Raw genomic sequence first — 25,964 nt, 5'->3', positions numbered from 1 at the left:
CGCCGGGGGCCGGGCGGAAGGAAGCGACGATGGCCAAGTACCTGCTCCTCATCTACGGCGACGAGCAGCGCTGGGAGACGATGACGGACGCCGAGCGCGCCGAGATCGACGAGGGTCACCGGCAGTTCTGGGGGCGCGCCGGGAGCAGCATCCTCGCGTCCGGCGAGCTCGAGCCGACGAGCACCGCGACGACCCTGCGGGCGCGCCCGCTCGGGGACGACGGCGACGGGCCGAGCATCACGGACGGGCCCTTCCTGGAGTCCAAGGAGGTCCTCGGCGGCTTCTACGTCGTGGACGTCCCCGACCTGGACGCGGCGCTCGACCTGGCCGCCGGGCTCGCCGAGGTGACCCACGACCACAGCGGTGTCCAGGTCCATCCGCTCGTGGACCACGGCTGAACCGGGCCCACGATGGACGTCCACGGCGAGGTCGAGGCCGCGCACCGTTCCGACTGGGCGGCCGTCGTCGCCGCGACGGTGCGAGTCACGCGCGACCTCGACCTCGCCGAGGAGTGCGCCCAGGACGCGTTCACGAAGGCGCTCGAGACGTGGCCCCGGGTCGGCGTCCCGGATCGTCCGCGCGGCTGGCTCGTGACGGTCGCGTCCAACCGGGCTCGTGACGTGCTGCGCCGGAGCGCCGCCTGGCGGCGCGCGCTGCCCCTGCTTGTCGTCGACGACGTCGCCCCCGGTCCCGACGCGCTCGAGGAGCCGCCGGTCGTGCCCGACGACACCCTCCGGCTCGTGTTCACCTGCTGCCACCCCGCGCTCGCCCGGGACGCCCAGGTCGCGCTGACGCTGCGGCTCGTGTGCGGGCTCGCGACGGCCGACGTGGCACGCGCCTTCCTCGTGCGGGAGGCGACCATGGCGGCGCGCCTCACGCGAGCGAAGAAGAAGATCGCCGCCGCCCGCATCCCGTACCGGGTCCCGTCCCGGGAGGACCTCCCCGCTCGGGTCGGGGCCGTGTGCGAGGTGCTCCACCTGGTGTTCACCGCAGGCCACGCCGCACCGTCGGGGGAGCGGCTCGTCCGGGCCGAGCTCGTCGACGCCGCGGTCCGGCAGGCGCGCACCCTGCACCACCTCCTGCCGGCCGAGCGCCAGGTCGCCGGCCTCCTCGCCCTGTTCCTGCTCGTCGACGCGCGCCGCGCTGCCCGCGAGGACGACGACGGCCGGCTCGTGCTGCTCGCCGACCAGGACCGCGGCCTCTGGCGGCGTGACCAGGTCGAGGAGGGCACGGCACTGCTGGCGCACGCGCTGGGCGGCGGCGAGCCGCACCGGTACGCGGTCGAGGCGGCGATCGCCGCCGTGCACGCGGAGGCTCCCACGTGGGAGGACACGGACTGGGACGAGATCGTCGGGCTGTACGACGTGCTGCTCGCGCGCTGGCCGTCGCCCGTCGTCGAGCTGAACCGGGCCGTCGCGCTCGGGCTGCGGGACGGCCCGCGGGCGGGGCTCGCGGCCCTCGACGCGGTGGCAGGGGAGCCCGCCCTCGCGGGCTACGGGTACCTCAGCGCCGCGCGGGCGGACTTCCTGCGCCGTCTGGGGCTCTGGGCTGCCGCCCGCGCGGCGTACGAGGAGGCACTGGTGCTCACCGCGAACGGCGCGGAGCGGCAGTTCCTCGAACAGCGCCTCCGCGACGTCGAAGGCCGGCTGGTCTAGGACCGCCCCCGGCGCTCCCTCGACCAGGCCGCGTCGCCGAACCGTGCGTCGTAGAGACCGTCGAGCTCGCGGAGGGCGAGGTCGTCGAGCGCCAGGTCCGCTGCTGCGAGGTTCTCGGCGAGATGCACGCTGCTCCTGGTGCCGGGGATGAGCAGGGTGTTCGGGGCGTGGTGCAGGAGCCAGGCGAGCCCGACCTGGGCGGGTGTCGCGCCGAGGCGGGTGGCCGCGGCGGTCACCTCGGGCTGCTCGACGACCTTCGGCAGGTCGGCGAAGCCCGAGCCGAGCGGGAAGAACGGCACCCAGGCGATACCCTCGCGCCGGGCCAGGTCGAGCATCGGCTCGGACTCGCGCGCGAGGACGTTGTAGCCGTTCTGCACGGCGACGATCCCGGCCGGGAGCGCGGCGCGCAGCACCTCCTCGGAGACCGCGCTCAGGCCGATCGCGCCGACGACGCCGGCGTCGCGGAGCGCCACCAGCTCGGCGAGCTGGTCCTCGACCGGGACGATCTGGTCGCCCTCCGCGACGAGCCCGGGGCGCACGTCGAGGCGCCGCAGGTAGACGAGGTCGAGCCGGTCGCGTCCGAGGCTGCGCAGGTTGTCCTCGACGGCGGCGCGGAGCTCGGCCGGTCGTTGCGCGGACCGGAGCGGGACGGGACCCGACGTCGCGCGGACCGCGCCGATCTTCGTGGCCACGACGACGTCGTCGTCGGGGCGGAGCGCCTCGCGGAGGAAGGTGTTCGCCGTGCTGTCGCCGTAGAAGTCGGCGGTGTCGACGTGGTTCACGCCGCTCGCGACGACCTCGCGCAGCAGGTGGACGGCCGTGGCAGGGTCGTCCGCGAGGCGCTCGAGTCCCATGGCGCCGTAGCCGACCCTCCTGACCGGCCGTCCCGCCAGCTCGAACGTCGTCGGTGCCGCGGGGTCGCGGCGGGTGGTGTCGCTCATACGGAACGCTCCCGAAGTCGGTAGGATCGTGGACAAGCGGAGGAACCTCCGCTTCTCTCAACTATACGGAGGGTCCTCCGCTTTGTCAGTACCCGACGACACGACCGCTGCGCGTCCGCCCGCGGGACGTCGCCCACGGGCAGATGCCGCGCGCAACCGTGCCGCGCTGCTCGACGCCGCCCGCGAGACCCTCGGGGCCGGCGAGAAGCTGACGCTCGACGCGGTCGCGCGCACGGCGGGCGTGGGGATCGGGACGCTGTACCGGCACTTCCCGAGCCGGGAGGACCTCGTCGCGGCGGTCTACGTCGCGGAGCTCGAGTCGGTGCTCGAGGCGGCCGGGCGCGCCCGGGCCGACCTGCCCGCGGGCGACGCGCTGCGCGCCTGGATGCACCGCTATGCCGGCTTCATCGCGACGAAGCACGACCTCGCGGAGTCGCTCCGTGCCGGGGCGCTCGCCGGGGCCGCCGAGGCGGCGCGCACGCGTGAGCGCGTCGTCGAGGTGATCGGGGCGTTCCTCCGCGACGGTGCGGAGGCGGGCGTGCTGCGACCGGGGCTCGACGCCGAGGACGTCACGACCGCGATGGTCGGCCTGCTCCTCGTGACCCGCGACGTGCCCGACCAGGCGCAGATCGGCCGGCTCCTCGACCTGCTGGTCGAGGGCCTGCGGGCGCGCTGACGGCGACCCGCTCGCTGGGGATCAGCCCGCCACGCGCGAGCCCTCGCCGGAGTCGTCGCTCTTGTCGTCGATGGCGACGACGTCGCCCGCCTCGGCGGGCAGGAGCTCGGCCTTGGTGATGGGGCGGACCGCGTCGTCGATGCCCTCGAGCTCGCCGATGACCTGCGAGGGGTCGATGACCTCGAGCTCGGCGAACCGACGCGCCGACGTGAGCACGTTGCGCTCGAGCGACCCGATGAACTTGTTGTAGCTCTCCGTCGCGCTCGACAGCGACCGCCCGACGCGGGTCACGTGGCCCGTCATGGTCACGAGGCGGCTGTGGAACTCGCGGCCAAGCTTGAGGACCTGCTGCGCGTTCTCGGCGAGGGCGTCCTGGCGCCAGGTGTACGCGACGGTCCGGAGGAGCGCGAGGAGCGTCATCGGGGTCGCGAGGATGACGTTGCGCTCGAGCGCGTACTGCATGAGCGCCGCGTCCTCGTCGACCGCCGCGGACAGGAACGACTCGGCGGGCACGAACATGACGACGAACTCGGGGGTGGGGGAGAACTGCTCCCAGTACTCCTTGCGGTGCAGGTCGTCGACATGGGTGCGCATGTGCCGAGCATGGGCGGCGAGGCGGTCGACCCGGACGGCGTCGTCGTCGGCGGCCTGGGCCTCGAGGAACGCGGCGAGCGACACCTTGGCGTCGACCACGACGCTCTTGCCGCCCGCGAGGCGGACCACCATGTCGGGCCGCAGCGCGCCGCCGGCGACCTGGACCTGCTCCTCGAAGTCGACGCGGTCGAGCATGCCCGCGGACTCGACCAGGCGTCGGAGCTGCATCTCGCCCCACGCCCCGCGGACCTGGGACTTGCTGAGCGCGTTCTTGAGCTGGGACGTCTCGCGGCGGAGCTTTTCGGCCTCGGTGCGCATCTCGACGACCTGGTGCTTGAGGTCGAGCGTGCCCGTGAGCCGCTGCTTCTCGGTCTCCTCGACCTGGGCACGGATCTTCTCGAGGTTCTCCGCGAGCGGCCCGACGAGCGCCTGGACTGCCTCCTGCCGCTTGGTGAGGTCTGCCGTGCCCTCGGACTGGACCTTGCCGAGCCGCTCGGTCGCGAGGGCGAGGAACTGCTCGTTGTTGACGGCCAGCACCTTGTTGGCGACGGCCTGGAACTGCTCGGCGAGGCGCGCCTGGTCGGCCTTGAGCGCGGCGGTCTTCTCGGCGGCCGCGCGCTCCGCGAGGGCGATCCGCTCCTCGGCGTCGCGTGCCACCTGCGCGACGCGCTCGTCGGCCTGCTGCCTGAGCGCCTGCACCTGCGCCGCCGTCTGCCGCATCTGGTGCTCGGCCTGCTGGTCCGCCGCCGACCGCGCGTTCTCGAGCTGCGCGGCCGAAGCTCGCTGCAGCGCCGTGAGCGACTCCTCCGCGCGCACGGCGCGCAGCTCGAGGTCGCGCCCGTGCGCGCCCGCCCGCACCACCTGGAGCAGGTAGCCCACCACGACCCCGACCAGCAGGGCGCCGAGTCCCACGAGAACCGTCGTCATATGGGCCAGGGTGCCAGCGGCCACCGACACGGCACGAATGACACGCCTGTCACTCGGCGTTTCCGCTGGTCCCGGGGCGCTCGAACGTCGCCGCCTCGAGCTCGAACAGCGCGCACGTGGCGTTGTAGTAGGCGTCGCTGAGGCCCAGCGCCGTCATGCCGAGGCGCCGGCAGACGGCCTGGGACGCCACGTTGTCCGGGTGGGTGACCGCGACGACGCGGTCGAGGCCCGAGGCGAAGCCCGCGGCCAGCGCCGCGCTCGCGCCCTCCGTCGCGTAGCCGTGGCCCCACGCATCGGGGTGGAGGTGCCAACCGATCTCGACGTCGCCCGACGGCTCGAGCGGCTCGGTCGGCCCGGACGCGGGGATCGACTTGAGCAGGACGCTCCCCAGGCGTGCGCCGTCGGACGCGAGGGTCGCGGCCCACACGCCGAACGGCGCGCCGCCCACCGGCGACGCCCAGGTCTCCGCGCGGGCGATCGCCTCGTCGCGGTCCTCCATGACGCGCGGCACGCGGCCGATGAAGCGCTGGACGTCCCACCGCGAGTACGTGTCGAAGAGGAAGTCGACGTCGGCCGGGTCGGCGGGGTCCCACCGGCGCAGCAGCAGGCGGCCGGTGCGAAGGACGGCGGCGTCAGCAGGGTGCAGGGACATCCGCCTGACGCTACCCCCGTAGACTCGTCTCCCGTGGCTCTCACCATCGGCATCGTCGGACTGCCCAACGTCGGCAAGTCCACCCTCTTCAACGCGCTGACCCGCAACCAGGTTCTCGCCGCGAACTACCCGTTCGCGACGATCGAGCCGAACGTGGGCGTCGTGCCCCTGCCCGACGCGCGCCTCGGCACTCTCGCCGAGGTGTTCGGCAGCGAGCGGATCGTCCCCGCGACTGTGTCGTTCGTCGACATCGCGGGCATCGTCAAGGGCGCGAGCGAGGGCGAGGGCCTCGGCAACAAGTTCCTCGCGAACATCCGCGAGGCCGACGCGATCTGCCTCGTCACGCGCGCGTTCGCGGACCCGGACGTCGTGCACGTCGACGGCGAGGTCGACCCGGCGAGCGACATCGAGACCATCACGACCGAGCTGATCCTCGCCGACCTCCAGACCCTCGAGAAGGCCCTGCCGCGCCTCGAGAAGGAGAACAAGATCAAGAAGGGCGACCCGAAGCTCCTCGAGGCCGCCCGCACCGCGAACGCGATCCTCGAGTCGGGCACGACCCTCTCGGGCGGCGCGGCCGCCGCGAAGCTCGACCTCGAGGACGTCGCGAGCCTCCAGCTCCTCACCGCGAAGCCGTTCATCTTCGTCTTCAACACCGACGACGCCGGCCTCGCCGACGCCGAGTTCCAGGGCAAGCTCCGGGAGCTCGTCGCGCCCGCGGACGCGATCTTCCTCGACGCGAAGTTCGAGGCCGACCTCGCCGAGCTCGAGCCTGAGGACGCCGCCGAGATGCTCGAGGACGCGGGGCTCGAGGAGTCGGGCCTCGACCAGCTCGCCCGGGTCGGCTTCCACACGCTCGGCCTGCAGACCTACCTCACGGCCGGGCCCAAGGAGGCCCGCGCCTGGACCATCCACCAGGGTTGGACGGCGCCCCAGGCTGCCGGCGTCATCCACACCGACTTCGAGCGCGGGTTCATCAAGGCCGAGGTCGTCTCGTTCGCGGACCTCGTCGAGCAGGGGTCGGTCGCGAACGCCCGGTCCGCCGGCAAGGCTCGCATCGAGGGCAAGGACTACGTCATGGTCGACGGCGACGTGGTGGAGTTCCGCTTCAACGTCTAGTCGGGGCCGGGCGAAACGGTTCGCGAACCTCCTTGACGATTCGGCAGGATCGTTGACGTGACCGACTTCGTGGCCCGCGCGCGACGCTTTGTCGTTGCGCACTATCCGCAGGCACTCGCGGCGTTCCTCGGCGGCAGCGCCGCATCGGGAGACGCAACCGACTCCTCGGACCTCGACATCCTGATCGTGCTGCCGGATGCGTGGGCCTCCGCGTCGTTCGTCGAGACGGTCACGTACGAGGGTCAACTCGTGGAAGCCTTCGTGTACGGCCGGGACGCGCTCTTGGCGTGGCTGAAGAAGGGGCGCGACGGAGGCCGCCCTGTACTGGACAGTCTGGTCGCATTCGGAGTGTCGCTCGTTCCGGGCGAAGTCGCTGACTGCATGGCTGCAGCCTCGCGGGCGGTGCTTGATGCAGGTCCTGCACCCATCGATGCTGAACAGCTGAACCGACGGCGGTACGCGCTGTCGGCATTGGTCGACGATGTCGCGGATGCGGCGGATCTGGGCATCCGCAACGTGGTGTCGTGGGCGACTTGGAAGGAAGCGGCTGAGTTGGCCCAGCTGTTGGCGGGACGCTGGGTAGGGACGGGGAAGTGGCTGCTGCGTGAGCTGCGTGCGCACGGCGACCCGTTCGCCTTGGCGGCTTGGGCAGACCACGGTGGACGCGACACGGGCGCTCTTCTGAAAAGCTGCAGCGCGCTGCTCGACGAGGCGGGCGGCTCTCTGCAGTCGGGGTATGTCCGGGGCGAGAAGCCGCGCGATCTTTGAGTGGCGCGGCCTCGCGATGCTGACCACCGTGTCGGGATGTGTCAGTCGACCCGGTCGTGGACTGTCCGCGTCGCAGAGGTTGTATCTGCCGGGATGTGGTGGAGTTCCGCTTCAACGTCTGAGCCGCCGTGCGGCCCCGGGACCCGGTCGGTCAGTAGACGCGGCGGATCTGCTGCGGCCAGCCGCAGGCCTCGGCGATCCTGCCGCCCCACTCGTTCGCGGCCTGGTCGTCGGCGACGTCGATGATCGTCAGCCCGCCGATGTACTGCTCGTCGGGCGCGTACAACCCGCTGCTGGTCACCACGGTGCCGCTGGTCGCGTCGGCGGTGACCGCGGAATCGACGTCCTCGTCCACGCCCGCCGCGAACACGAGGACCCCGGCATCCTTCATGTCGGACACGACGGCGTTCGCGAGCGGCCCACGGCTCGCGAACCACTCCGCGGTGTGGTCGCCCACCCATTGCTGGTTGAAGTAGATGATGTACTGGCTCATCGTTCCGGCCTCCCCGGCGACTGATTGCAGTCTGCAATCTGTCTCGATACGGTAGGCCCAGGTGGTTTTGAGTTGCAAGCACTAGTTTCCGGGGGCACAGGCGGGATGACGCGGGCTCCGCGGTCAGGGTGCGCGATCAATGCCGCCGTCGAGGTGCTCGGCGACCCGTGGGCGATGCTGGTGCTCCGCGACATCGTGTTCGGCAACCGCCGGTACTTCCGCGAGCTCCTCGCCGGGTCGGAGGAGGGGATCGCCTCCAACATCCTCGCGAGCCGGCTCAAGCGACTCGTCGAAGCCGGTCTGCTCACCCGTGACGAGGCGCACCGTGGCCAGCGGGCGGCGTACTCGCTGACCGAGGCCGGCATCCAGGTCCTTCCGGTCATGGTCGCCCTCGGAAACTGGGGTCTGGCGCATCGTGACGGCGAGCGGCGCCTGCGGGTGCGTGCCGAGCTGCTGCGCGACGGCGGCCCCGGGCTCGTCGACGCCCTGATGGACGAGCTCCGCGAGCTCCACCTCGGCATCCCTCGCCCGGACCCCGACGCGCCCCGTCCCAGCGAGCAGCTGGCGGCCGCCTACGAGCGGGCGGTCGGTGGCGCGGAGACCGGCTCGGAGGAGACGATCACGACCCACCCGGCGCCCGGCGTGACGATCCGGCGCACGCGAGGGCCGGACGAGTACCCGCGCCTGGTCGCGGTCTGGCGCACCGCCGTCGACGCGACACACGACTTCCTCTCCGTGGCGCATCGTGACGCGATCGAGACGCGGCTCGCCTCGGACTACTTTCCGCAGGTCGGCCTCGTCGTCGCGGAGCGCGACGGCGTCGTCGTCGGGTTCGCGGGTACGGCCGGCGACAGGCTCGAGATGCTGTTCGTCGACGACGCCGAGCGCGGCCGCGGGATCGGGACCGCGCTGCTGGAGCACGTCGTCGGGCTGGGTGTGACGGCCGTGGACGTCAACGAGCAGAACCCCCAGGCCGTCGCGTTCTACCGTCGCCGGGGGTTCGACGTCGTCGGGCGGAGTGCGCTCGACGACGACGGTCGCCCCTACCCGCTGCTCCACCTGGCGCGCCGCTCGGCGCAGTGAGGCCCCGTGGCCCGCTGCGGGGTCACATACTCGGTCCGTGGGTACTGATCGCCAGGAGCGCGCCGAGGCGCGGCGACGAGCGCGGGCCGAACGCCGTTACGACCTGCCGGACCCCGAGCTCCGGGCCTACGACCACGGCCTCGGGACGCTGTCGGTGGACGGGGTCGTCGAGGGGTACCTGGCCAGCGTGGTCGGCAGGATCTCCTTCCCGTCGCGGTCGCCGTGGCCGTGGTTCGTGATCGTCTTGACGGACGGCACCAAGGAGCCCGCCTTCGAGGACTACGGCCCCGGCTGGTACACCGTGCGCGAGCTCGACGCCGGGTTCCTCGATCACGTCGGGCCGTCCGTCGTGACGCAGGGACGGTGGGGCACGACGTACCGGAGCGGGACCGTCGCGACTGTTCGAGTTCGCCTGGCTGCCGAAGGACGAGGCGGCCGAGCGGTGGCGATCGCTGGGCTTGTCCGACCGCGACTTCTGAGGCGTCCGTACGCGTCGTGCCGGGCCGGCGTCTTGACCCGGCCCGGCACGAGATCCTGCCCTGACGGCCCGCCTCGTGGCGGGCGCTTCTACCCGCGCGAACCCCAGGGGTGCTCTCCCTGCGGCTGACCGCTCCAGCCTGGCCCAGGCTGAGGCGCTGGGGTGAATGCTGGGACCCGCGGCTGAGGGACCGCGGGCCCGGCCGCGGATGCGGCTGCCGACCCTGCCGCGGACCCGGCCGTCACGCGGCCGAAGACGACCAGCGCCCAGCTCAGCGCGCCGAACGCGGCGAGGTTGAGGAGCGCGCGGACGCCGTTCGAGATGACCCACGGGGTGTGGAAGGTGTCGCGTACGGCGGCGAGGTCGTGGATGTGGCTCGGGTCCCCGGCGCGGGCGAGCTGGTCGTTGAGGGGGACGTCGACGGCGCTGGTCACGACGAACGTCGCGGCGTACAGCACGAGCGCGAGGATCAGCCACGGCAGGGTGGCGCGGTCGTGGCCGCGCCAGGCGAGCACGGCACCGAGCGCGATCAGCCCGAACGCGCCCACGAAGCAGAGCATGAACACGGGGTTGAGGATCGCGTCGTTGATGTTCTGCATCGTCTCGACGTACGACCGGTCGGCGTCGCGCGACAGCCCGGGCATGACCGCGTAGGCGAACGCGGCGAACAGGCCGGCCATGAGGCCCGTGGTGATCGTGGCGGCGACGAGCGTGATCGCCTGCGCCTTCCTCATCTGCCGGATCACCGCGCGTTCCAGACTCCGGTCGCGGCGGTGCGCCGGGCGAAGTCGGCGAAGTCGCGTGGCTCGCGGCCCAGCGCCTGCCGGACGCCGTCGGCGGGGTGCTCGTTGCGCCCGTCGAGCACGGTCGTGAACAGGTAGTCGAGCAGCTCGACGACCTCGGCCGGAACCCCGGCCCCCGTGAGCTCGGCGGCGAACTCCGCGGGAGTGAGAGGCAGGTAGTCGACCGACCGTCCGGTGGCGGCGGAGATCTCGGCGGCCACGTCGGCGAACGTCAGGGCCCGTGGCCCTGTGAGCTCGTAGGTCCGGCCCTCGTGGCCGCGCTCCGTGAGAGCCGCGACGGCGACGTCGGCGATGTCGTCCGCGTCGACGAAGGGTTCGGGCACGGTGCCCGCCGGCAGCGCGAGCCGGCCGTCGAGGACCGGGTCGAGCAGGTAGCTCTCGCTGAAGTTCTGGTCGAACCAGCTCGCGCGCAGGACCGTCCAGTCGGCCCCCGACTCGCTCAGCGCCAGCTCGGCCTTCTCGGCCTCCGGCTCGCCTCGGCCCGAGAGGAGCACGAGCCTGCGCACGCCGGAGTCGACGGCGAGCTGCGCGAGCTCGCCGATCGCGGCGGCCGCACCCGGGACGGCGAGGTCGGGCTGGAACGTGATGTACGCGGCGTGGGCTCCCTGCAGGGCGGGCGCCCAAGTCGTCGGGTCGTCCCAGTCGAACGGCAGCCCGGCGGTACGTGAGCCGATCCGCACGGGGTGGTGGCGGCGGGTGAGCCCGTGCACGACCCGGCGGCCGGTCTTGCCCGTGCCGCCGATGACGAGCGTGGTGGTGTGGTCCATTCGATGCTCCCTGTGTCGAGTCGTTGACCTGTGCTTCCAACTTCGGCTGCGGCCGCGCGTCGACCAACGGCCAAGTTCACAACGGTCGTTAAGGTGTGCGTTAACGCCGAGGGGGCACAGTGGAGCGCCGTGACATCGAGATCTTCCTGACGCTGGCCGACGAGCTGCACTTCGGCCGGACGGCCGAGCGGCTGCACGTGTCGACGGCGCGGGTGAGCCAGACCATCAAGGCGATGGAGCGCCGGGTCGGCGTGGCGCTGTTCGAGCGCACCAGCCGGCGCGTGGTCCTGACGCCGGTCGGGCGCCGGTTGCACGACGATCTCCGGCCGGCGTACGACCAGATCGTCGAGGGGCTGCAGCGGGCGGTCGACGCCGGACGGTCGGTCGGCGGAGTCCTGCGGGTGGGATTCGCCGGCGCGCCGGGCGGCCCGTTCGTCCTCGGGGTGGCCGAGCGGGTCAAGGCGAGGTACCCGGACTTCGAGGTCCGGATCCGCGAGTGCCAGTTCGGCGACGGCTTCGACCCGCTGCGAGGCGACGAGGTCGACCTGTTCATCTGCGCGTTCCCGGTGCTGGAGCCCGACCTGACCACGGGCCCGACCCTGATCCGCGAACCCAGCGTGCTCGCGGTCTCGGCGCGGCACCCCTTCGCGCGCCGGGAGTCGGTGACGCTCGAGGACCTCGCGCGCGACACCGTCCTGCGCTCCCCGGCGACCCTGCCGGCCTACTGGGACGAGCACCGCGTCCCGCGTCGCACGCCCGCCGGTCACGTCGTCGAGCGTGGGGCTGCCATCGAGACCATCCAGGAGCTGATCGCGCTGGTGGGCGCGGGCCAAGGCATGTACCCGGCGCCGTCGCACGCGAGCAGGTACTACGCCCGTCCGGACGTCGCCTACGTCCCGTTCCCTGACGGGCCGCCCTACGAGTGGGGGTTCGTCTGGCGCTCGGGCGCGGAGAGCGGCAGGATCCGCGCGTTCACGCGCGCCGCCGAGGACTACGCCGCGCGCGAGCCGAGCTGGGCCTGACGGGCGACGGTCAGTTGATGATCTCCGCGCGGTCCTCGTCGACCATGGCGGCCAGCCGGTCGCGCCAGCCCTGCAGTGCCTCGGGCGTGAGCCGCGTCCAGTCCGTGACCTCGCCGACGACGCGGAGCGGCTCCGAGCTCCGGTAGGAGCGCGTGGGGTTGCCGGGGAACTTCTTGTCGGTGACGTTGGGGTCGTTCTCGAACTCCCCGGTCGGCTCCACGAGATATACGCGCGGTTCGCCGTCGCCAGCGGCGAGCTCGGCGGCCAGCCCGGCGCCGTCGGGCAGAGCCGTGAAGTAGACGTGGTTCATGACGACTTCGGGCCGGTAGTTGGACCGGAAGCCGGCGGTGAGGAGGTCCCCGACCCGCAGCTGCGCCTTGGTCCCGTGGTAGAACGGCCCGTCGTCCAACGCCTCGCTCATCGCGTCAGGCTAGCAATCCGCGGCCCGAGCGAGGCAGTACGCGGACTGGCTGCCACGCACGGCGTCCGCGACGACGTCCGGCCGCTCGATCGGCACCTGGTGCCAGGCGGGGACCAGCACGTCGCGGACGCCCGGGAGCGCGTCGGCGCCGGCGGGCAGGTGCGCGTCCGGGTCCCGGTCTCCGCGCACGACGACGACCGGGCACCGGGTGCGGGCGAGGTCCGCCGAGGCGGTCTGGTTCTCGACGACGCCGGCCAACGAGCGTGAGTACGACCGCCAGGAGTGGTCGACGGTGGCCCGCCCGACGGCCGCGGGCACGCGTCGAACGTAGAGCGCGGCGACGCGTCGGCTGAGCGGCCGGAGCGCGCGGCACCAGACGAGGCAGAGCGCGCGCGAGGTCGGCCCGTAGAGGAGCGCACGCCGCAGCGGCGTCCGGGCGAGGGAGCGGCGCGCCGCCTCCGGGGACGCGAACACCGGCATGCCGACGAGCACGAGCCGCGCGACCCGGTCGGGGTGGTCCGCGGCGAGCCGCAGCGCGACGAGAGCCCCCATCGAGTGCCCGACGAGCGTGACGGGCGCGCGAAGGTCCAGGGCATCGAGCGTCGCGACGACGGCCGCCACGTGGTCGGCGGTGTCGTAGGCGGAGCCGGTGGGACGCGGCGACGCGCCGAACCCCAGCAGGTCGAGGGCGATCGTGCGGCGGTCGGGCAGCCGGCGCGTCACCGCCTCCCAGTACGCGGCGCTGCCGAGGATGCCGTGCAGCAGGACGACCGGCGGACCGTCCTCGTCGCCGGACGTCGTCGCGGCGAGCACGTGCGCGCTCACGTTCACGCACGCGTCGCGGCGACGTGCCCGATCCCGTGCGCGTGCGACCCGCGGCCCTCGACCCGGAAGCCCGCCTCGCCCAGCGTCGTGGCGACGCCCGCCACCGGCCGGTGCCGCAGGCCCCGGCTGTCGCTGCGCCCGGGTGTCACCGGGGTGCCGTCGTCGTCGGCCAGGAAGTCGGCCACGACCACCCGCCCGCCAGGGACGAGCACCCGGTACGCCTCGCGGAACGCCCGGCCGAGGTCGGCGTCGCCGACGTGGTGGAGCGCGAGCATCGAGACGACGACGTCGAACGTGCCGTCGTCGAACGGGAGCCGTTGGGCCACCCCGACCTCGAACGCGAGGTTCGCGACGCTCCGGCGGGAGGCGGCCTCGACGGCAGTGGGGGACGGGTCCACCCCGATCACCCGGCCGGTCCGCCCGACGCGCCGCGCCGCGCGGCGGGCCAGCAGGCCCGGCCCGGTCCCGACGTCGAGCACGCGGTCGCCCGTGCGCACGTGCGCCGCGTCGAGGACGGCGTCGTAGGTCCGACGACGCCGGCCGCGGAACGCGAGGCCGCTCGTGACCTCGTACAGACGGGGACGGGAGACGACGTCGCCGCTGCCGTGCAGGTGCGGGCCGTCGCCGCGCCGGTGCGCGTGAGGTGCCATGCGCTCACGTTAACGCGACATAGTGTCCCTATCAATACACGCTGTCGCTCGCACGACGATGTGTAGCATGCCGGGTATGCCGAAGCTCTGGACGTCGACGATCGAGACGCACCGTCACCAGGTGCGGACGGCCGTCGTCGGCGCGGCCGGCCGCCTCGTCGAGGAGCGAGGGCTCACCGGCGTCACGATGTCGGGGATCGCCGAGCTCGCCGGCATCGGCCGCGCGACGCTCTACAAGTACTTCGCCGACGTCGACGCAATCCTCGCCGCGTGGCACGACGACCAGGTCGCCGGACAGGTCGCGCGGCTCTCCGCGCTCGGCGCGCAGCCCGGTACCGCTGCCGAGCGGCTGCGGCGGGTCCTGACCGCCTACGCCGAGGCGCAGCGGCACCCGGACCACGGCGCCGCCGCCGGGCAGGTCGCGCTCCTTCGCGCCCGTCCGGGCGCGCACGGGCCTGCGGGCGCGCTCCCCGGCGTCGTCGCCGGGCTCGTCGCGGCGGCGGCCGCGGCAGGAGCGGTCCGCGACGACGTCCCGCCCGCCGAGCTCGCCGCCTTCGCGCTCGCCGCGCTGAGCGGCACCGGCGCGGGCGGCGCGGGCGCGTCACCTGGCCGCCTCGTGTCGCTGACCCTCGACGCCCTCGCGCCCCGCCGAGGGAAGGAAGCGTGATGCCCCTCGACGACGACCCCTTCGACTACCAGGTCACCCAGGCCGGGACCGTCCGCGTGTTCCGCGGCGGCCGAGAGGTCGTGACCGTCGCCGGTCGCGCGGCAGAGAAGCTCGTCGAGCGCCTGGGCGTCGACGACGCGACCGACCAGCAGCTCCTTGCCCGGGCTACCGGGAACTACCGTCGCGGCAACGAACGGCTCCCGCCCCACCGCCCGTGAGCACCGTCGACGGGTGTCACGTCGCGTGACGTCCGCGCGCACTGTGAGACCACGCCGAATTCTGAGGGACCGACGAGCCCGCGGCGTCTACCGTCGAACCATGAGCCCCACCAGCCCGGCCCTGCCGGACGACGACCGGACCGCGCTCTACGACGCCCAGAACCTCTGGGCCGAGGACGACGACTTCTTCCTCACGCTCGTCGGCGGCCGCGCCGACTCACGCGTCCTCGACCTCGGCTGCGGGACCGGTCGGCTCACCCTGGCGCTCGCGACCGCGGGGCACCGCGTCACGGGCATCGACCCCGACGGTGCGGCCGTCGCCGCGGCCCGCCGCAAGCCCGGTGCGGACGGGGTCGTGTGGGTGGTCGGGACCTCGGAGCAGGTCCCGCCCGGCTCGGGGTTCGACGCGGCGATCATGACGGCGCACGTCGCCCAGGCGATCACGGACGAGGAGATGTGGAGGGGCACCCTCGAGGACCTCCACGCCGCGCTCGTCCCGGGCGGGCTCCTCGCGTTCGACTCCCGCGACCCCGAGGGGCGCGCGTGGGAGCGCTGGAACCCCGACGACTCGCGCGGCACCGTGTCCCTCCGTGACGGCACGGCGGCCGAGGTCTGGCACGAGGTCGCCGCGGTCGACGACGACGCCCCGGACCGGTGGCTCGTCCACCTCGCCGAGCACACGCTGCTGGCCGACGGGACGCACGTCGTCGACGACGGCGAGCTCGTCTTCCGCTCGGAGGCGCGCCTGCGCGCCGACCTCACGGCGGCGGGCTTCGTCGTCGAGCAGGTGTACGGCGGGTGGGACCGTCAGCCCGTCGGCGAAGGCGTGGGGGAGCTCGTGGTGCTCGCGCGGCGGGTCTGAACGGCGTCCGGGGTGGGCAGCACGCCGCCCGCCGTGAGCGTTCCGTCGGCCCCGACCTCGACGACGCGGCCGCGGTGGGAGAACGTGCCGCACGGCCCGTGCGTGCTCGTCGTGCCGAGCGTGACGGTGAGGTGCTCGACCGACGAGTGGCCGTCGGCCCGCAGGGTGACGACGAGGTCCTGCGCCGCGTCGGCCGTGCCGCGAGGGACGGTGACCGGGGTGCCGGACGACGTGCGCTCGATGTCCTCGCAGGTCGTCTCGATGCAGGCCGAGACCCAGGCCGACCGGCCCGGGTGCGTCACGAACCACGCGCGTGCATCGACGTCGACCGCCGGGGGAGTGTCGGCAGGCATGCTGCACGAGTAGCACCCCGTCGGCGCGAGCGCCGTCGTCGCCAGGACACCGGCGGCGAGCGCCGCGCGCACCAGCCGACGTGGCCGTCCCCCTCGACTCATGCGCCGATGATGCCAGGGCGTCGTCGTACGGGGTAGGGCGGTCCGCGCGGAACCGTGGCTCCGGAAATGCCGGGGCGTGCGTGGGCGCGTCGTGGCACGGTGGGCGCATGCGCTTCACGCTCAGCGTCGACCTGGACGCACTGCCCGACGACCCGACGACGGAGCTCGGCCGCATCCTGCGGTACTGGGCGGGCAACCTGTCGCACTACGACCTCGCGGACGGCGTCGGCGAGGAGGTCCGCGACTCCGCCTACGCGGCTGTGGGGGAGTGGCGCGTCGCCGCCGGCACGGAGCCCGCCGCCGACGGCGCTCCCGGGGCCGCGGACGAGAAGGCGACCCTCAAGCGCTACCTCGACGGCCTGCGCAAGGCGCTCGAGTGGAAGCTCGATGGACTGTCCGAGCGCGACGCCCGTCGCCCGCTGACGCGCACGGGCACCAACCTGCTCGGCCTCGTCAAGCACGTCGCGTCGACCGAGGCGGAGTACCTGGGCGTGTGCTTCGGCCGGCCGTTCCCCGAGCCCATGCCGTGGTTCGAGGACGACGCCGAGCCCAACGCCGACATGTGGGCCACCGCCGACGAGTCGATCGAGGACGTCCTCGCCTTCTATCGCCGCGTCCAGGCGCACTCGGACGCGACGGTCGAGGCGCTTCCGCTCGACGCTCCCGGCCGGGTGCCGTGGTGGGGCACGCCCGACGTCACGCTGCACCGGGTCCTCGTCCACATGATCGACGAGACCGCCCGGCACGCGGGTCACGCGGACATCGTCCGCGAGCTCGTTGACGGGTCGGTCGGCCTCGCGGTCGGCAACAGCAACCTCCCCGATCGCGACGCGGAGTGGTGGGGCGCGTACGTCGCGCACCTCGACGAGCTCGCGGAGCAGGCGGGGGCCGCGCAGCAGGTCCCGGAGACCGGCGAGAGCTGACCGCGACCTCGTTCCCGGACCGGCGGTCCCGTTGGGGCAGACTCGCCCCTATGACCGTCGACGACGCCGGTGCGCGCGCACTCCCGCCCGTCCCTCCGCCGCCGCCCCCGCGTGCCGCCCCGGGTTCCGGCGGCCCTGGCCGCGCTCGGCAGGACGCCGTCTACCGGGCAGGGGCGCTCGGCCGGCGGCCGCGGGTGCCGACAGATCCCGCGGGGCTCGAGCGCGCCGCACGCCGGCGCATGTCGAGGGACGCCTGGGCGTACGTCGCCGGGGGAGCGGGGTCGGGCGCCACGATGCGCGCCAACCGTGCCGCCCTCGACGCGTGGGCGATCGTGCCGCGGGTCCTCAGGGACGTCACCGCGCGGGACCTGTCGGTCGAGCTCTTCGGCCACCGGTACCCGGCGCCGGTGCTCGTCGGCCCGGTCGGCGCGGCGGCGCTCGTCGCGCCCGACGCGGACCTCGCGATCGCGCGTGCGGCGGCGTCCGTCGGGCTGCCGTACGTGTTCTCCAACCAGGGCTGCGCGCCGATGGAGCAGACGGCCGCCGCGATGGGTGACGGGCCGCGCTGGTTCCAGCTGTACTGGAGCAAGGACGAGGAGCTCGTCGACTCGTTCCTCGGCCGTGCCGAGCGCGCCGGCGCGCAGGCGGTCGTCGTCACGCTCGACACGACTCTCCTGGGCTGGCGGCCGATGGACCTCGACCGGGGCCTCCTGCCGTTCGTCCGCGGCCTCGGCCTCGCGCAGTACACGTCGGACCCGCGCTTCCGTGAGCTCGTGCGCGAGCGGCTGGCGCGGTCGGAGCAGCCCGGCCGGCCGCTGCGCGTGACGCCGGGCGCGGTACGGACCCTGCTCGCGATGTCCCGCGCGTACCCGGGCTCCACCTGGGCGAACCTCCGCTCGCGCGAGCCGCGCGCCGCGGTCGAGACGTTCCTCGACGCCTACTCCAACCCCGCGCTCTCGTGGGACCACGTCGCGACGCTGCGCGAGCGCACCCGCCTCCCGGTCGTCCTCAAGGGCGTGCTGCACCCCGACGACGCGCGGCGCGCGTTCGACCTGGGCGTCGACGGGGTCGTCGTCTCGAACCACGGCGGACGCCAGGTGGACGGGGCGGTCGCGGCGGCCGAGGCGCTTCCCCGCGTCCGTGAGGCGGTGGGCGCGGACCGCACCGTGCTGCTCGACTCGGGGATCCGGTCGGGGGCGGACGTCGTCAAGGCGCTGGCGCTCGGCGCCGACGCGGTGCTGCTCGGCCGCCCGTCGGTGTACGGGCTGGCGGTGGCCGGCGAGGACGGTGTCCGGGAGGTCCTCGAGAACGTCGTGGCCGAGCTTGACCTGACGGCGGGGCTCGCCGGCGTCACCAACTGGGACGACGGGGCGGAATTGTTGTTACACGCATGTTTCTCGCCGGGGCGACGTGTGAACGTGGCGTACCGACCAGTATCAAATCAATAACGATCGAACGTACTGGCCAGTAGCAGTTACCCCAGGGTGCTGCAACCGCGGGTACCGTGGCCCCACACGAACGACGGCCCTGTGCGCTGGCGTGGTGCCCCCGCCGCCCTCGCGGCGAGGCATCCGGTACAGGGTCCGTCCACCCTCGAGGAGGAACATTGAAGATCAGGCGATACGGCGCCGCGGTCGCGGTTGCTGCCGCAGGTGCCCTGCTGTTCTCGGCCTGCAGCTCGTCGGACAAGCCCGAGTCGACGACGACCGGGTCCGAGAGCGCAGCGGTGAAGACCGGTGGCACCGTGACGGTGGCGGAGGTGAACGCGTTCTTCTCGTTCAACTCGCTCACCGCGAACGGCAACACCGACATCAACTCGAAGGTGTCGCTCGCGACGCAGTCGGGCTTCAACTACATCGACGACAAGCTCCAGGTCCAGAAGGACACGAGCTTCGGTACGTACGAGGTCGTCAAGCAGGACCCGCTGACCGTCAAGTACACGCTGAGCGACAAGGCGCAGTGGTCCGACGGCACGCCGGTCAGCGCCGACGACCTGCTCCTCACGTGGGCGGTCGAGTCGGGCTACTACAACGACGGCACGACCGACGCCGAGGGCAAGGTCACCAAGGGCACGAACTACTTCGACTACGCGGGCTCGACCCTCGGTCTGAACGACACGAAGTTCCCGACCGTGAGCGACGACAAGAAGTCGATCACCATCGAGTACACGAAGCCGTTCGCCGACTGGGAGACTGCGTACTCCATCACCGGCATGCCGCCGGCGCACGTGATCTGGAAGCACGCCGGCCTGGCCGACGAGGACGCGTTCATCAAGCTCCTCCAGGACCAGGCGAAGGGCGACCCGGCCAAGCCCGGCAAGGTGAACGCGACGCTCAAGAAGGTCGCCGACTTCTACAACACCGGCTTCGACTCCAAGACGCTGCCGAGCGACCCGTCGCTCTACCTCTCGGACGGCCCGTACGTCGTCTCGGCGATCGACCAGGGCAAGTCGCTGACGCTGGTCCCGAACACCAAGTACCAGGGCGACCACAAGGCCAAGCTGGACTCGATCGTCATTCGCACGATCGCCGACCCGCAGGCGCAGATCCAGGCGCTCCAGAACGGTGAGGTCGACGTCATCGCCCCGCAGGCGAACGCCGACACGCTGGCCGCGCTCGACCAGGTCCCCGGCGTCCAGATCCACAAGGGCAACCAGCTCTCGTACGACCACGTGGACCTGAACTTCAGCGGCGTGTTCAAGGACAAGAACGTCCGTGAGGCCTTCCTCAAGACGATCCCGCGCCAGGCGATCCTCGACGCGATCATCACGCCGCTCGACTCGAACGCCAAGGTGCTCGACTCGCAGCTCTTCGTCCCCGCGAACGAGGGCTACGCGGACTCGGTCGCGAACAACGGCTCGAGCAACTACGCCGACGTCGACGTCGAGGGTGCCAAGAAGCTCCTCAACGGGGCGACCCCGACGGTCCGGGTCCTCTACAACTCGGACAACCCGAACCGTGTCGACGCGTTCACGCTGATCTCGCAGTCCGCCTCGAAGGCCGGCTTCAAGATCAAGAACGAGGGCGACGTCAACTGGGGCTCGCGCCTCGGCGACGGCTCGTACGACGCCTCGATCTTCGGCTGGATCTCGCCCGGTGTGGGCGTCTCCGGCGTGCCGCAGATCTTCGGCACCGGCCAGAGCTCGAACTTCAACGGCTACTCCAACAAGTCGGCCGACGCCGCGATGAGCAAGCTCATCCAGACGACCGACAAGGCGGAGCAGACCTCCCTGCAGCAGGAGATCGACAAGGACATCTTCGGCGACGCCTACGGCCTGCCGCTGTTCCAGTCGATCGGTGTCGACGCCGAGTCCGCCCGTGTGGCCGGCATCGACTCGTTCAACCCCAACCAGAACGGTGTCTGGTGGAACGTCTGGGACTGGTCCGTCAAGAGCTGATGCTCGACGACTGACCCGGACTCGAAGGCGCCGGGACCTCGCACGGGGTCCCGGCGCCTTCGGCGGTCCAGCGGCCAGAAAGCGGCCTGACGACGAACCCGGACACGGCGGAACGAGGCGGACATAGTGGTCCGTCGCCGCCCAGGCCCCGATTCGGAGCACCCCGCTCGCTGACCTAGACTTCAAAGGCTGCCCATCGCCGCGGCGACCCCGTGGCGGCCGGCCCTGTTCAGACGGGAATCCCTCTCCGATGCTCTCGTACATCGTCCGGAGGCTCGTAGCCTCCCTCTTCATCCTGCTGGGTGCGTCGTTCATCGTGTACCTGCTGATCGCGTACTCGGGCGACCCGCTCGCAGCGATCCGGTCGAGCAACTCGCCCAGCAAGGACGCGCAGATCGCGACCCGCACCGCGATGCTCAACCTCGACGTCCCCCCCGTGCTCCGCTACTTCCTCTGGCTCGGCGGCGCGGTCAAGTGCGTCGTGCCGTTCGCCGGCCAGTGCGATCTCGGCGTCACCCTGCAGAACCAGCCCGTGACCGCGGCGCTCGGCCAGGCCATCCCTGCGACGCTGCAGCTGCTGACGGCCGCCACCGTGCTCGCGATCGTGTTCGGTGTGGCGATCGGCGTCGTGACGGCCCTGCGCCAGTACTCGACGCTCGACTACTCGGTCACGTTCATCAGCTTCCTGTTCTTCTCGCTCCCGGTGTTCTGGGTCGCCGTCCTCCTCAAGGAGTTCGGCGCGATCAAGTTCAACAACTTCCTCGCGACGGCGACCATCGCGCCCGGGGTGATCGTCGTGATCGCCCTCATCTCCGGGCTGGTCTGGGCGGTGATCGTCGCCGGGACCTGGCGGCGGCGCGGCATCACGTTCGTGGTGGCGGCAGCCGTGACAGCCCTCGTCCTCGTGTTCCTCTCGGCCACGAAGTGGTTCCAGACCCCGTCGCTCGGGCCGGTCGTGATCGCCATCACCGGCGTCGCGATCGCGTACGGCGCCACGGTCCTCTTCGCGGGGCTCCGCAACCGCAGGGCGCTGTACTCCGCGCTGATCTGCGTCGGCGTGGGCGTCATCGCCTACTTCGCGCTGCAGCCGGTGCTCGAGAACACGGGCTTCTGGGGCCTCGTCGGCATGCTGGTCGTGGCGCTCGCGATCGCGTGGGCGATCGGCCACTTCATGGGCGGGTACGACCGTTCGCAGTCGGTCCGCGCGGCGATGCTCACGACCTTCGGGATGGGTCTCCTCATCGTGATCGACCAGTTCATGCAGAACTGGCAGGCCTACTCGGACAACCCGCTCGTCCGCGGACGTCCCATCCCGACCATCGGGTCGAAGATCCCCGGTCTCGAGGGCGACTTCTGGATCACGGGCCTCGACACGATGACCCACCTGATCCTCCCGACGATCTCGATCATCCTCATCTCCCTCGCGTCGTACACCCGCTACTCGCGCGCGTCGATGCTCGAGGTGATGGGGCAGGACTACGTGCGGACCGCGCGTGCCAAGGGCCTGTCCGAGCGCGTCGTCGTCACACGGCACGCCTTCCGCAACGCGCTGATCCCGCTCGCGACGATCGTCGCGTTCGACATCGGCGGCCTGATCGGTGGTGCGGTGATCACGGAGAACGTGTTCTCGTTCCAGGGCATGGGGCAGCTGTTCCTGACCGGGATCAAGAACATCGACCCCAACCCGGTCATGGGGGTCGCGATCGTCACGGGCATCACGGCGGTCGTGTTCAATCTGTTGGCTGATCTGGCGTACTCCGCGCTGGACCCGCGAGTGAGGGTGAAGGCATGACATCGCCGCTGAGCAACATGGACGAGGTCTCCCCGGCTCCGGCGACCCCGGAGCCCGAGGAGCAGGTCCGCGGCCTGTCGCAGGGCCGCATCGTCTTCAAGCGCTTCATGGACCACCGTGGCGCCGTGATCGGGATCATCGTGTTCATCCTGGTGCTGATCCTTGCCGTGAGCTCGATCGGGCTCGGCCCGATCCCGGGCTGGTGGAAGTACAGCTACAAGGAAACGCCGGACATCATGAACGGCGGGCACCCGACCCTGCAGTGGTTCCCGTTCCACCTGGGTGACCACCCGTTCGGCCAGGACCGCGTCGGTCGCGACATGTTCGCGATGACCATGCGCGGAGCGCAGATCTCGATCTCGATCATGATCATCGTCGGCGTCGTCGCGGCAGCCGTGGGCATCCTCATCGGTGCGAGCGCGGGCTTCTTCCGCGGCAAGACCGAGGCGATCCTCATGCGCTTCACGGACATGATCATCATCATCCCGTCGCTCATCGCGGCGGCCGTGATCGCGACGACGTCGCGCCAGCTCGGCGGGGTGTGGTTCCTCGCGGCCTTCCTGGGGCTCGTCTCCTGGACCGGCATGGCGCGGCTCGTGCGCGGCGACTTCCTCACCCTGCGTGAGCGTGAGTTCGTCGACGCCGCGCGCCTCGCCGGAGCGTCGAACCGCCGGATCATCTTCAAGCACATCCTGCCGAACGCGATCGGCGTCATCACCGTCAACACGACGCTGCTGATGTCGTCCGCGATCCTCACGGAGACCGCGCTGTCCTACGTCGGCCTCGGCGTGCAGCCGCCGGACATCTCGCTCGGCCTGCTCATCAGCCAGAACCAGGCGGCGTTCTCGACGCGGCCCTGGCTGTTCTGGTGGCCCGGCCTGTTCATCGTGATCATCTGCCTCTGCGTGAACTTCGTCGGCGACGGCCTGCGCGACGCGTTCGACCCCCGCCAGAAGAAGTTCCGGCTCAAGAAGGACAAGGGCGACCAGCGTGTCGCGCCCGCGGCCCTCGAGTCGCCGGTCGACGACGCCCTGCACGGGTCGTCCGGCGCGACGGAGCCGGGGCTGCCGTGATCGCCGCGGAGCGCGTGCGTGGCGGCTCAGACCAGCTGAGCCGCCACGCCGAGCACGACGCACGCCGCCAGGACGGCGAGCGCCGTCCGGTCCCAGCTCGACTCGACCGGTGTGGTGTCGGCGACGCCGAGCTCCAGCGCCTCGGTCTCGACGAGGTGCTGCCAGTGGCCTCGGATGAGCTCGCCGGCCGTGCCGGAGGCCGAGCCGCGCAGGTCTCCGATCCGGACGCTCCGCTGGGAGTCGAAGGACGTGCTCGGCAGACCGCGGAGCTCGTCGGGACCGGCCGTGAAGGCCTTGTGCCGACCCGGCCCGGGTGCCGCCCAGGCGCGGACGCGAACGTGGGGCGTGACCAGCGTGAGCGCGTACTGCGTGCTCACGTCGACGAGCGCCGCCCACGGCACCCGCACCGTCCGGAACGGGTTCACGACCACGACGGCGTCCTCCGCGACCCGCACGCGGGGACGCCAGAACACCAGCCACGCGAGGTAACCGGCGCCGAGCGCCCACGGCGCGGCGCGCAGCAGGCCACCGAGGCCGTGCTGCTGCCACTGCGACGCGGTGACGCCCGCGAGGAGCACCCAGGACGCGCCCGTCAGCCACGGGCTGCTGCGGGGCCAGAACGACGTCACGCCCGCGCCGCGGGCACCGCCGTCGGCATTCCCGTCCTGACTGCTGGCACCTCGACCCGAACTCATATGCGCATGATCCCAGGAGCGACACGATGACCCAAACGATCGGGACCGACCGTCAGGCGACGGCGACCGAGGCCGTGCTCGAGGTGCGCGACCTGTCCGTCGACTTCGGCGTGGACAAGAAGTGGGTGCCCGCCGCGATCAACCTCAACTACACCGTCCACGCGGGCGAGGTGCTCGCCATCGTGGGCGAGTCCGGCTCGGGCAAGTCGGTGAGCTCGATGGCGATCCTCGACCTGCTGCCCAAGAACGCCCGGATCTCCGGGTCGATCAAGCTGCAGGGCCAGGAGCTGCGCGGGCTCGGCGCGTCGAAGATGCGCGACATCCGCGGCAACGACATCGCGATGATCTTCCAGGAGCCCATGACGGCCCTGAACCCCGTCTACACGGTCGGGTTCCAGATCATCGAGGCGCTGCGCCTGCACAACGAGATCTCGCCCGACGAGGCCAAGGAGCGGGCGCTCGAGCTGCTCCGGCTCGTCGAGCTGCCGGACCCGCAGAAGGCGTTCAACTCCTACCCGCACCAGCTGTCGGGCGGTCAGCGTCAGCGCGCCATGATCGCGCAGTCGCTGTCGTGCGACCCGCTGCTCCTCATCGCGGACGAGCCCACGACGGCCCTCGACGTGACGGTCCAGGCCGAGATCCTCGACCTCATGCGTAACCTGCGCGACAAGCTCAACTCCGCGGTCATCCTCATCACGCACGACATGGGCGTGGTCGCGGACCTCGCGGACCGCATCGTCGTCATGCGCAAGGGCCTGATCGTGGAGGAGGGGACGGCGCAGCAGATCTTCGCGTCGCCGCAGCACTCGTACACGCAGGAGCTTCTCGCGTCCGTGCCGCACCTCGGTGTCGCGGAGGAGGGCGAGGAGATCGACGTCACGGCCGCGCTCGCCGCCGCGACGCACCACGAGGACCTCGTGGCGGACGTGTCCGCCGCCGAGCTCGCGCGTCGCGAGGAGGAGAACCGCAAGGCTCTCGCCCAGGCGGAGAAGGAGGCACGGGCCGCGACCAACGGCGGCACGGCGCCCATCCTCGAGCTGCGGGACGTCGCCATCGAGTACCCCAAGCAGGGGCGCGTGGCCGCGTTCCGCGCGGTGGAGGGCGCGAACCTCGTGATCCACCCGGGCGAGGTCGTCGGCCTCGTCGGTGAGTCGGGCTCGGGCAAGACCACCATCGGCCGCGCCGCGGTGGGCCTGCTCCCGATCGTCGAGGGCCAGCTCACCGTCGCCGGCACGGACCTCACCGAGCCGACCAGCAAGAAGCTCAAGTCGCTGCGGCGCCGGGTCGGCATGGTCTTCCAGGACCCGTCGTCCTCGCTCAACCCGCGCCTGCCCATCGGCGAGTCCATCGGCGAGCCGATGTTCCTCGCGGGGCTCGCCAAGGGGGCCGCGCTGCAGAAGAAGATCGAGGAGCTGCTCGACCAGGTCGAGCTGCCGCGTGCCTACCGCAACCGGTACCCGCACGAGCTCTCCGGCGGTCAGAAGCAGCGCGTCGGCATCGCGCGTGCGATCTCCCTGTCGCCCGAGCTGCTCGTGGCCGACGAGCCGACGTCCGCGCTCGACGTGTCCGTCCAGGCGCACGTGCTCGAGCTGCTGCAGGACCTCCAGCAGCGCCTCCAGTTCGCGTGCCTGTTCGTGACCCACGACCTTGCGGTCGTCGACGTGCTCGCGCACCGGATCGTCGTCATGCAGCACGGCCGGATCGTCGAGCAGGGCACGCGCGACCAGATCCTGCGCAACCCGCAGGAGGCGTACACGCAGCGCCTCATCGCGGCCGTCCCGCTGCCCGACCCGGAGAAGCAGCGCGAGCGCCGCGAGCTGCGGGCCGCGCTCCTCGAGCGGGTCTGACGGCACCGTCGGACGAGGGGCTCGCCGAGCCTCGCCGTGTGGGCATCCGTTCTGCCGTTCCGCCCTGTGCGGACGGCAGAACGGATGCCCACACGCATGTGCGGGCGCGGCCGGTAGAATGAGGTGAACGACGCGCCCCAGGCTTGTGGGCGCCGTCACGC

At 72.0% G+C, this 25,964-nt stretch carries 27 protein-coding genes; 16 read left to right on the top strand and 11 right to left on the bottom strand.

Translation table 11 applies throughout. The features are described 5' to 3' along the window. The first annotated feature begins 29 nt into the window (after nt 1-29). A complete protein-coding gene (locus ACFT5B_RS07705; protein WP_386797403.1) occupies nt 30-398 on the top strand; it encodes a YciI family protein in 369 nt (122 codons plus the stop codon). Nucleotides 399-410: 12 nt separating this feature from the next. Beyond that, nucleotides 411-1,655, top strand: a complete 1,245-nt coding sequence (locus ACFT5B_RS07700; RefSeq protein WP_386797402.1) for an RNA polymerase sigma factor — start codon at nt 411-413, stop codon at nt 1,653-1,655. On the opposite strand, the gene ACFT5B_RS07695 is transcribed toward ACFT5B_RS07700, so the two are convergent. Continuing rightward, nucleotides 1,652-2,596, bottom strand: a complete 945-nt coding sequence (locus ACFT5B_RS07695) for an aldo/keto reductase (RefSeq protein ID WP_386797401.1) — start codon at nt 2,594-2,596, stop codon at nt 1,652-1,654. The two genes, ACFT5B_RS07700 and ACFT5B_RS07695, sit on opposite strands and share 4 nt — an antisense overlap. An 82-nt stretch (nt 2,597-2,678) precedes the next feature. Between ACFT5B_RS07695 and ACFT5B_RS07690 the strand changes: the two genes are divergently transcribed. Further along, entirely contained in the window at nt 2,679-3,272 is a 594-nt protein-coding gene (locus tag ACFT5B_RS07690; RefSeq protein ID WP_386797400.1) for a TetR/AcrR family transcriptional regulator, read from the top strand. Nucleotides 3,273-3,293: 21 nt separating this feature from the next. On the opposite strand, the gene rmuC is transcribed toward ACFT5B_RS07690, so the two are convergent. Both rmuC and ACFT5B_RS07680 read right to left on the bottom strand, forming a co-directional pair. Further along, nucleotides 3,294-4,793 (bottom strand): DNA recombination protein RmuC, encoded by a 1,500-nt coding sequence (gene rmuC, locus ACFT5B_RS07685; RefSeq protein ID WP_386797399.1) that lies wholly within the window; start codon nt 4,791-4,793, stop codon nt 3,294-3,296. A 49-nt stretch (nt 4,794-4,842) separates the two neighbouring features. Continuing rightward, a complete protein-coding gene (locus ACFT5B_RS07680) occupies nt 4,843-5,445 on the bottom strand; it encodes a GNAT family N-acetyltransferase (protein ID WP_386797398.1) in 603 nt (200 codons plus the stop codon). Between the two features lie 33 nt (nt 5,446-5,478). On the opposite strand from ACFT5B_RS07680, the gene ychF reads away from it, so the two are divergent. Then, nucleotides 5,479-6,564: a redox-regulated ATPase YchF gene (gene ychF / locus ACFT5B_RS07675; RefSeq protein WP_386797397.1), complete on the top strand. Its 1,086-nt coding sequence runs from the start codon at nt 5,479-5,481 to the stop codon at nt 6,562-6,564. Between the two features lie 57 nt (nt 6,565-6,621). Then, the gene (locus tag ACFT5B_RS07670) at nt 6,622-7,332 is read left to right on the top strand and encodes a nucleotidyltransferase domain-containing protein (protein WP_386797396.1); all 711 of its coding nucleotides are present in this window, start codon (nt 6,622-6,624) and stop codon (nt 7,330-7,332) included. 151 nt (nt 7,333-7,483) lie between these two features. On the opposite strand, the gene ACFT5B_RS07665 is transcribed toward ACFT5B_RS07670, so the two are convergent. After that, on the bottom strand, nt 7,484-7,825 hold the full coding sequence (locus tag ACFT5B_RS07665) for a YciI family protein (RefSeq protein ID WP_386797395.1): 342 nt from the start codon (nt 7,823-7,825) through the stop codon (nt 7,484-7,486). A gap of 105 nt (nt 7,826-7,930) precedes the next feature. Here ACFT5B_RS07665 and ACFT5B_RS07660 point away from each other — a divergent pair, with 105 nt between their 5' ends. Next, nucleotides 7,931-8,908 (top strand): acetyltransferase, encoded by a 978-nt coding sequence (locus tag ACFT5B_RS07660; RefSeq protein ID WP_386797394.1) that lies wholly within the window; start codon nt 7,931-7,933, stop codon nt 8,906-8,908. 567 nt (nt 8,909-9,475) lie between these two features. Here ACFT5B_RS07660 and ACFT5B_RS07655 read toward each other — a convergent pair. Both ACFT5B_RS07655 and ACFT5B_RS07650 read right to left on the bottom strand, forming a co-directional pair. Then, the gene (locus tag ACFT5B_RS07655) at nt 9,476-10,120 is read right to left on the bottom strand and encodes a DUF1772 domain-containing protein (RefSeq protein ID WP_386797393.1); all 645 of its coding nucleotides are present in this window, start codon (nt 10,118-10,120) and stop codon (nt 9,476-9,478) included. Between the two features lie 8 nt (nt 10,121-10,128). Further along, the gene (locus ACFT5B_RS07650) at nt 10,129-10,956 is read right to left on the bottom strand and encodes an NAD(P)H-binding protein (protein WP_386797392.1); all 828 of its coding nucleotides are present in this window, start codon (nt 10,954-10,956) and stop codon (nt 10,129-10,131) included. A gap of 119 nt (nt 10,957-11,075) precedes the next feature. On the opposite strand from ACFT5B_RS07650, the gene ACFT5B_RS07645 reads away from it, so the two are divergent. Beyond that, complete coding sequence (locus ACFT5B_RS07645; RefSeq protein ID WP_386797391.1) at nt 11,076-11,978, top strand: LysR family transcriptional regulator; 903 nt, start codon at nt 11,076-11,078, stop codon at nt 11,976-11,978. A 10-nt stretch (nt 11,979-11,988) separates the two neighbouring features. On the opposite strand, the gene arr is transcribed toward ACFT5B_RS07645, so the two are convergent. From arr to ACFT5B_RS07630, 3 genes are read right to left on the bottom strand one after another with little or no spacing between them, the layout of a single operon-like run. Beyond that, entirely contained in the window at nt 11,989-12,399 is a 411-nt protein-coding gene (gene arr / locus ACFT5B_RS07640) for an NAD(+)--rifampin ADP-ribosyltransferase (protein WP_386797390.1), read from the bottom strand. A gap of 9 nt (nt 12,400-12,408) precedes the next feature. Further along, a complete protein-coding gene (locus ACFT5B_RS07635) occupies nt 12,409-13,224 on the bottom strand; it encodes an alpha/beta fold hydrolase (RefSeq protein ID WP_386797389.1) in 816 nt (271 codons plus the stop codon). Nucleotides 13,225-13,226: 2 nt separating this feature from the next. After that, nucleotides 13,227-13,874, bottom strand: coding sequence for a methyltransferase domain-containing protein (locus ACFT5B_RS07630; RefSeq protein ID WP_386797388.1), 648 nt, complete (start codon nt 13,872-13,874; stop codon nt 13,227-13,229). Nucleotides 13,875-13,950: 76 nt separating this feature from the next. Here ACFT5B_RS07630 and ACFT5B_RS07625 point away from each other — a divergent pair, with 76 nt between their 5' ends. The 3 genes from ACFT5B_RS07625 to ACFT5B_RS07615 all read left to right on the top strand — a co-directional run bounded on the left by ACFT5B_RS07625 (nt 13,951) and on the right by ACFT5B_RS07615 (nt 15,621). Beyond that, on the top strand, nt 13,951-14,541 hold the full coding sequence (locus tag ACFT5B_RS07625) for a TetR/AcrR family transcriptional regulator (RefSeq protein ID WP_386797387.1): 591 nt from the start codon (nt 13,951-13,953) through the stop codon (nt 14,539-14,541). Continuing rightward, nucleotides 14,541-14,759: a hypothetical protein gene (locus ACFT5B_RS07620; RefSeq protein ID WP_386797386.1), complete on the top strand. Its 219-nt coding sequence runs from the start codon at nt 14,541-14,543 to the stop codon at nt 14,757-14,759. Before ACFT5B_RS07625 ends, ACFT5B_RS07620 begins: the two co-directional genes overlap by 1 nt. A 100-nt stretch (nt 14,760-14,859) precedes the next feature. Then, nucleotides 14,860-15,621 carry a class I SAM-dependent methyltransferase gene (locus tag ACFT5B_RS07615; RefSeq protein ID WP_386797385.1) on the top strand — a complete coding sequence of 254 codons (762 nt, stop codon included), beginning with the start codon at nt 14,860-14,862 and terminating at the stop codon, nt 15,619-15,621. On the opposite strand, the gene ACFT5B_RS07610 is transcribed toward ACFT5B_RS07615, so the two are convergent. Then, nucleotides 15,567-16,076, bottom strand: coding sequence for a hypothetical protein (locus ACFT5B_RS07610; protein WP_386797384.1), 510 nt, complete (start codon nt 16,074-16,076; stop codon nt 15,567-15,569). The genes ACFT5B_RS07615 and ACFT5B_RS07610 overlap by 55 nt on opposite strands. 107 nt (nt 16,077-16,183) lie before the next feature. On the opposite strand from ACFT5B_RS07610, the gene ACFT5B_RS07605 reads away from it, so the two are divergent. The 5 genes from ACFT5B_RS07605 (at nt 16,184) to ACFT5B_RS07585 (ending at nt 23,261) form a co-directional block, all read left to right on the top strand. Next, complete coding sequence (locus tag ACFT5B_RS07605; protein ID WP_386797383.1) at nt 16,184-16,999, top strand: DinB family protein; 816 nt, start codon at nt 16,184-16,186, stop codon at nt 16,997-16,999. 50 nt (nt 17,000-17,049) lie between these two features. Further along, on the top strand, nt 17,050-18,447 hold the full coding sequence (locus tag ACFT5B_RS07600; RefSeq protein ID WP_386797382.1) for an alpha-hydroxy-acid oxidizing protein: 1,398 nt from the start codon (nt 17,050-17,052) through the stop codon (nt 18,445-18,447). 158 nt (nt 18,448-18,605) lie between these two features. Continuing rightward, nucleotides 18,606-20,396, top strand: coding sequence for an ABC transporter family substrate-binding protein (locus ACFT5B_RS07595; RefSeq protein WP_386797381.1), 1,791 nt, complete (start codon nt 18,606-18,608; stop codon nt 20,394-20,396). Between the two features lie 250 nt (nt 20,397-20,646). After that, nucleotides 20,647-22,188 carry an ABC transporter permease gene (locus ACFT5B_RS07590; RefSeq protein WP_386797380.1) on the top strand — a complete coding sequence of 514 codons (1,542 nt, stop codon included), beginning with the start codon at nt 20,647-20,649 and terminating at the stop codon, nt 22,186-22,188. Further along, on the top strand, nt 22,185-23,261 hold the full coding sequence (locus tag ACFT5B_RS07585) for an ABC transporter permease (RefSeq protein ID WP_386797379.1): 1,077 nt from the start codon (nt 22,185-22,187) through the stop codon (nt 23,259-23,261). The genes ACFT5B_RS07590 and ACFT5B_RS07585 overlap by 4 nt, the downstream gene beginning before the upstream one ends. 26 nt (nt 23,262-23,287) lie before the next feature. Here ACFT5B_RS07585 and ACFT5B_RS07580 read toward each other — a convergent pair whose 3' ends face one another. Continuing rightward, nucleotides 23,288-23,956 (bottom strand): PH domain-containing protein, encoded by a 669-nt coding sequence (locus ACFT5B_RS07580; protein WP_386797378.1) that lies wholly within the window; start codon nt 23,954-23,956, stop codon nt 23,288-23,290. Between the two features lie 26 nt (nt 23,957-23,982). Here ACFT5B_RS07580 and ACFT5B_RS07575 point away from each other — a divergent pair, with 26 nt between their 5' ends. Next, on the top strand, nt 23,983-25,803 hold the full coding sequence (locus tag ACFT5B_RS07575) for a dipeptide ABC transporter ATP-binding protein (RefSeq protein WP_386797377.1): 1,821 nt from the start codon (nt 23,983-23,985) through the stop codon (nt 25,801-25,803). Nucleotides 25,804-25,964: the final 161 nt, after the last annotated feature.

Origin of the sequence: Luteimicrobium sp. NPDC057192 (assembly GCF_042670205.1) — a bacterium.
GTDB lineage: Bacteria > Actinomycetota > Actinomycetes > Actinomycetales > Cellulomonadaceae > Luteimicrobium.
Note: the sequence above shows the minus strand (reverse complement) of the source record. Positions and strands in the feature narration are given on the sequence as shown.

What these genes read in the sequence shown, in the direction of transcription:
- ACFT5B_RS07580 (WP_386797378.1), bottom strand. Translation starts at nt 23,956, where the DNA reads ATGAGTTCGGGTCGAGGTGCCAGCAGTCAGGACGGGAATGCCGACGGC.
- ACFT5B_RS07590 (WP_386797380.1), top strand. Translation starts at nt 20,647, where the DNA reads ATGCTCTCGTACATCGTCCGGAGGCTCGTAGCCTCCCTCTTCATCCTG.
- ACFT5B_RS07655 (WP_386797393.1), bottom strand. Translation starts at nt 10,120, where the DNA reads ATGAGGAAGGCGCAGGCGATCACGCTCGTCGCCGCCACGATCACCACG.
- ACFT5B_RS07650 (WP_386797392.1), bottom strand. Translation starts at nt 10,956, where the DNA reads ATGGACCACACCACCACGCTCGTCATCGGCGGCACGGGCAAGACCGGC.
- ACFT5B_RS07610 (WP_386797384.1), bottom strand. Translation starts at nt 16,076, where the DNA reads ATGAGTCGAGGGGGACGGCCACGTCGGCTGGTGCGCGCGGCGCTCGCC.
- ACFT5B_RS07660 (WP_386797394.1), top strand. Translation starts at nt 7,931, where the DNA reads ATGACGCGGGCTCCGCGGTCAGGGTGCGCGATCAATGCCGCCGTCGAG.
- arr (WP_386797390.1), bottom strand. Translation starts at nt 12,399, where the DNA reads ATGAGCGAGGCGTTGGACGACGGGCCGTTCTACCACGGGACCAAGGCG.
- rmuC (WP_386797399.1), bottom strand. Translation starts at nt 4,793, where the DNA reads ATGACGACGGTTCTCGTGGGACTCGGCGCCCTGCTGGTCGGGGTCGTG.
- ACFT5B_RS07695 (WP_386797401.1), bottom strand. Translation starts at nt 2,596, where the DNA reads ATGAGCGACACCACCCGCCGCGACCCCGCGGCACCGACGACGTTCGAG.
- ACFT5B_RS07615 (WP_386797385.1), top strand. Translation starts at nt 14,860, where the DNA reads ATGAGCCCCACCAGCCCGGCCCTGCCGGACGACGACCGGACCGCGCTC.
- ACFT5B_RS07600 (WP_386797382.1), top strand. Translation starts at nt 17,050, where the DNA reads ATGACCGTCGACGACGCCGGTGCGCGCGCACTCCCGCCCGTCCCTCCG.
- ACFT5B_RS07620 (WP_386797386.1), top strand. Translation starts at nt 14,541, where the DNA reads ATGCCCCTCGACGACGACCCCTTCGACTACCAGGTCACCCAGGCCGGG.
- ACFT5B_RS07585 (WP_386797379.1), top strand. Translation starts at nt 22,185, where the DNA reads ATGACATCGCCGCTGAGCAACATGGACGAGGTCTCCCCGGCTCCGGCG.
- ACFT5B_RS07705 (WP_386797403.1), top strand. Translation starts at nt 30, where the DNA reads ATGGCCAAGTACCTGCTCCTCATCTACGGCGACGAGCAGCGCTGGGAG.
- ACFT5B_RS07665 (WP_386797395.1), bottom strand. Translation starts at nt 7,825, where the DNA reads ATGAGCCAGTACATCATCTACTTCAACCAGCAATGGGTGGGCGACCAC.
- ACFT5B_RS07575 (WP_386797377.1), top strand. Translation starts at nt 23,983, where the DNA reads ATGACCCAAACGATCGGGACCGACCGTCAGGCGACGGCGACCGAGGCC.
- ACFT5B_RS07630 (WP_386797388.1), bottom strand. Translation starts at nt 13,874, where the DNA reads ATGGCACCTCACGCGCACCGGCGCGGCGACGGCCCGCACCTGCACGGC.
- ACFT5B_RS07625 (WP_386797387.1), top strand. Translation starts at nt 13,951, where the DNA reads ATGCCGAAGCTCTGGACGTCGACGATCGAGACGCACCGTCACCAGGTG.
- ACFT5B_RS07605 (WP_386797383.1), top strand. Translation starts at nt 16,184, where the DNA reads ATGCGCTTCACGCTCAGCGTCGACCTGGACGCACTGCCCGACGACCCG.
- ACFT5B_RS07700 (WP_386797402.1), top strand. Translation starts at nt 411, where the DNA reads ATGGACGTCCACGGCGAGGTCGAGGCCGCGCACCGTTCCGACTGGGCG.
- ACFT5B_RS07680 (WP_386797398.1), bottom strand. Translation starts at nt 5,445, where the DNA reads ATGTCCCTGCACCCTGCTGACGCCGCCGTCCTTCGCACCGGCCGCCTG.